Origin of the sequence: Flavobacterium suncheonense GH29-5 = DSM 17707 (assembly GCF_000430025.1) — a bacterium.
GTDB lineage: Bacteria > Bacteroidota > Bacteroidia > Flavobacteriales > Flavobacteriaceae > Flavobacterium > Flavobacterium suncheonense.
Map to the genome: position 1 here is coordinate 1 of NZ_AUCZ01000031.1, position 3,168 is coordinate 3,168.

Genomic DNA, 3,168 nt, shown 5'->3' on the forward strand with positions numbered 1-3,168 from the left:
CCTTAAAAGAAAATCCTGCGGATTTTCATGCGTAGCATTTCATAATAATATTTTTCTTAAATTGCCGCAACGACGGCCAAGCCGCAGAAACGTTAGCAGTAATTTTATAGCAGACCCAAGAATCAAATATGAAAAAAAACATTACAATTTTATTACTAATGTTAAGTTACATTTTAAATGCTCAATTTGATGGTAGCTGGTATGCCTTTAGAATTAATGATCTATCATTCAACACAATAACTAAATGTAAATTAATAACTGGGAGAATCGCGAATTACAATTCTAAGAAAGAATACACTACGAATATAGATAGTTTAGATATAAAAAAAAGTATCATAAAAAATGACTCTGTATTATATTTGATAACAAATTCTGGTTCAGGCTCTTTTAAAAAATTGGAAGTTCATAAATTTGTTTATCATAAAAAATCTAATACACTTTCAACATTTTATTTTTACACTTTAAAGAAATATTACGAAATACAATCCAGTGTAGAAAAGCTTGAAGTTAAGGATATTGAGGAATTTATAAATGATGACGATTCAAATATTAGCTATTTGACATACTATCGAAAAGAAACCATTGATTCTTATATTGGTTATCCCAAATTAATCGATCAACCAATAGATAAAATTGTAAAACTATATGAAAATCTCAGCCTAATATATTTAACCTTAAATTCAAAAACAGAAGAAGAAAAGTTACCTTATTTTCTTTTAAAAGGAATGTCGAAAAGTGCAATTGAAGTTCCTGCATATTTAGAATTAAAAATAAATCCCTTGGTTAGTCCAGAAGATTATGATGAAATTTTAATTCGAGATAAATTCAATAATAACAAAATTGTCATTGATGCATTAGAAAAGTTTAAAAATTCAAAAAGATAAAATATGGGGGCGGGTATCGCAATTCTAATTCATTTAATTTTAATTTTTATCCTAGGCTTAACAATTGCTTTTTTTAGTGGTTTAATAACTCTTTTTATATCTGATAAAAACAAAAGAAAAAGAAAATTATTTTTATCAATTTTTATCCCTTTTCAAATTCTTTACATATATTACTTTACAGCTCTAATTGGAACAATGATAGTTTCAGAAGTCAAAAATGTAGACATAGGCTTTGGCGATGAATGGTATGCACCATTAAATGAAACTTCTCAAATTTTAATGATAGACTTACCCGAGCAAGCATTTGTTAAAAGTAATGGAGAAACTTTAATTTCGGATGTTTCAAATATCCAACAAATAAAAGAAAAAATATACGGGAAAACTTATGACGGAAAATATTTTTCAATCAATCTAACAAACAATAAACTTAATAAATACATAAATGAAAATGAGCTTCTAAAAAAGGAAAGCTTAAAGAATGTTGATTTAGTAAAAACAATGAGTTTTTATGAAAAACGAAAAGAGGAAGTTTCCGGAACTCTAAATATCGTTGTCATAATTTTTTCTATAATAATAAGCATCGGAATCGCTCTATTTTCTTGTAGAATTGTTTTGAATGGATTTAAATTTGTAAGTAAGAAAAAAAACTACTGCTAACAGCGGTTTTATAAAATGGCGGGGCCGGTTTATAATAGGAAGAGCCAGTGTTAGCACTTTAGTGCTATTTTTTCTCTTTTTTCTTTCTAACTTTCGGTATATTTGTAGACATCAGTAACAAAACAGCCGCCACTTTATAAAGCCGGCGGGACGTTAGCAGCAAGCAGCAAATCGAGCGTAAAATATGGAACTAAAAGAAATAATTAACAAAACTTTTCAATCTGAAAGAATTGCAATAACTGACATATTCAACGCAGGAAATATTTTCGGTATCGTGTATCGACAAAGGTTAATTTTTAAGAAAAACAATGTAGTTATTCTAGAAAATAAAATTGAATTGGGGAAATCTAATTCTCAACGTTGCGAAAATTTAGAAAATGAAAATTGGAGTGGAAAATTTACAATTGACAAAGAAGGAAAGCATGTTAAATGTGAATTAACTAATCTAAAATCTGCAACTACCAAAACAATCCTAGCAGACTATATTTCCGATGGAATTCTAATTGGTGAAGTATATAATAATGGTAGTAATTCGGGAGAAGGAAAAATTTTTGAAGTTATAACGTAAAATGCCAGCTGCTAACAGCGGTTTTGTGCAAGTGGGGTTAAGTGTTTAATGGAACGAACTGGATTCAAAAGCCTTTGCTCCTTTTCTACTTTCTTCTTTCAAACTTTTCGGTATATTTGTAAACATCAGTAACAAAAATCCCCACCAGCTCAAAGCCGGCGGGACGTTATGCACAACTTTATGAAACACGAGATAGAACAAGTACTAACACCTTTAGACATTCTTAATATCTTTATTGAGCAACACAAACTTTGTAGTCCGCTTGACGTTGAAGCAGATCCTTACGCAGAGCTTTCGTTTAACTCAACAATAGATGATTGGCGAGACGCAAATGACTTATTGCCTTGGTTACCTCTATCAAAATTTTTGAATGAAGAATTTCAAATTTCTGTAACAGAGGAAGAATGGAAATCTGTTTTGACACCTTCCTCAGTTCGAACACTAAAAGATGTTTGTGAACTAATTTCAAAATACTCTTCAAAACAAAACATCCAGCCGATAAAATTATTTGGACAAGAATGCTTAAGTGCAGCAGTATTTTTGACACTTAAAAAATATCTTGCAAAAAGACATGTCGATGTTTCTGAGATTCGACCTTCTACTTTAGTAACAGAATATTTTGAAAAGTACTTTTCTGAAATGATCGAACAGACAACCATTATCTCAAATGGCAGACAACTTTTTGACCAGTTAGCCCCAAAAAGAAAAAAGACAGGTTTTCTAAACTACTTAAACATTTTAGATAAGGACAGATATATGTTCTTAACTGGCGATATAAAAACCTTTCGAGACTTAACGCTTAAAATTATTGAAGTGAATAAGTAAAATAAGTAAAAGCTGTGCATAACAGCGGTTTAGCCGCATTGCTTCGCTTTGCTCAATATTTAAAATCCTTCGGATTTTCATGCGTAGCATTTCATAATAATATTTTTCTTAAATTGCCGCAACGACGGCCAAGCCGCAAAAACGTTATAAATCAGTTGCCTTGCGCGCGCAAAAATCAGAACCTAAACGATTTCCACAAATAAATTTTCCATCAAATTTTATAACTATCAATTA

4 protein-coding genes are annotated in these 3,168 nt (G+C 30.3%); all 4 read left to right on the plus strand.

Translation table 11 applies throughout. The features are described from left to right. The first annotated feature begins 128 nt into the window (after positions 1-128). The 4 genes from G498_RS0109795 to G498_RS0109810 all read left to right on the plus strand — a co-directional run bounded on the left by G498_RS0109795 (position 129) and on the right by G498_RS0109810 (position 2,934). On the plus strand, positions 129-884 hold the full coding sequence (locus G498_RS0109795) for a hypothetical protein (protein WP_026980999.1): 756 nt from the start codon (positions 129-131) through the stop codon (positions 882-884). Positions 885-887: 3 nt separating this feature from the next. Next, entirely contained in the window at positions 888-1,541 is a 654-nt protein-coding gene (locus tag G498_RS0109800; protein WP_026981000.1) for a hypothetical protein, read from the plus strand. A 184-nt stretch (positions 1,542-1,725) separates the two neighbouring features. Continuing rightward, a complete protein-coding gene (locus G498_RS0109805; protein ID WP_026981001.1) occupies positions 1,726-2,109 on the plus strand; it encodes a hypothetical protein in 384 nt (127 codons plus the stop codon). A gap of 180 nt (positions 2,110-2,289) precedes the next feature. Next, entirely contained in the window at positions 2,290-2,934 is a 645-nt protein-coding gene (locus G498_RS0109810; protein ID WP_035745107.1) for a hypothetical protein, read from the plus strand. Positions 2,935-3,168 lie beyond the last annotated feature (234 nt).

Excerpts from the sequence above, each read along its gene's own strand:
- G498_RS0109800 (WP_026981000.1), top strand. The coding sequence starts at position 888 with ATGGGGGCGGGTATCGCAATTCTAATTCATTTAATTTTAATTTTTATC.
- G498_RS0109805 (WP_026981001.1), top strand. The coding sequence starts at position 1,726 with ATGGAACTAAAAGAAATAATTAACAAAACTTTTCAATCTGAAAGAATT.
- G498_RS0109795 (WP_026980999.1), top strand. The coding sequence starts at position 129 with ATGAAAAAAAACATTACAATTTTATTACTAATGTTAAGTTACATTTTA.
- G498_RS0109810 (WP_035745107.1), top strand. The coding sequence starts at position 2,290 with ATGAAACACGAGATAGAACAAGTACTAACACCTTTAGACATTCTTAAT.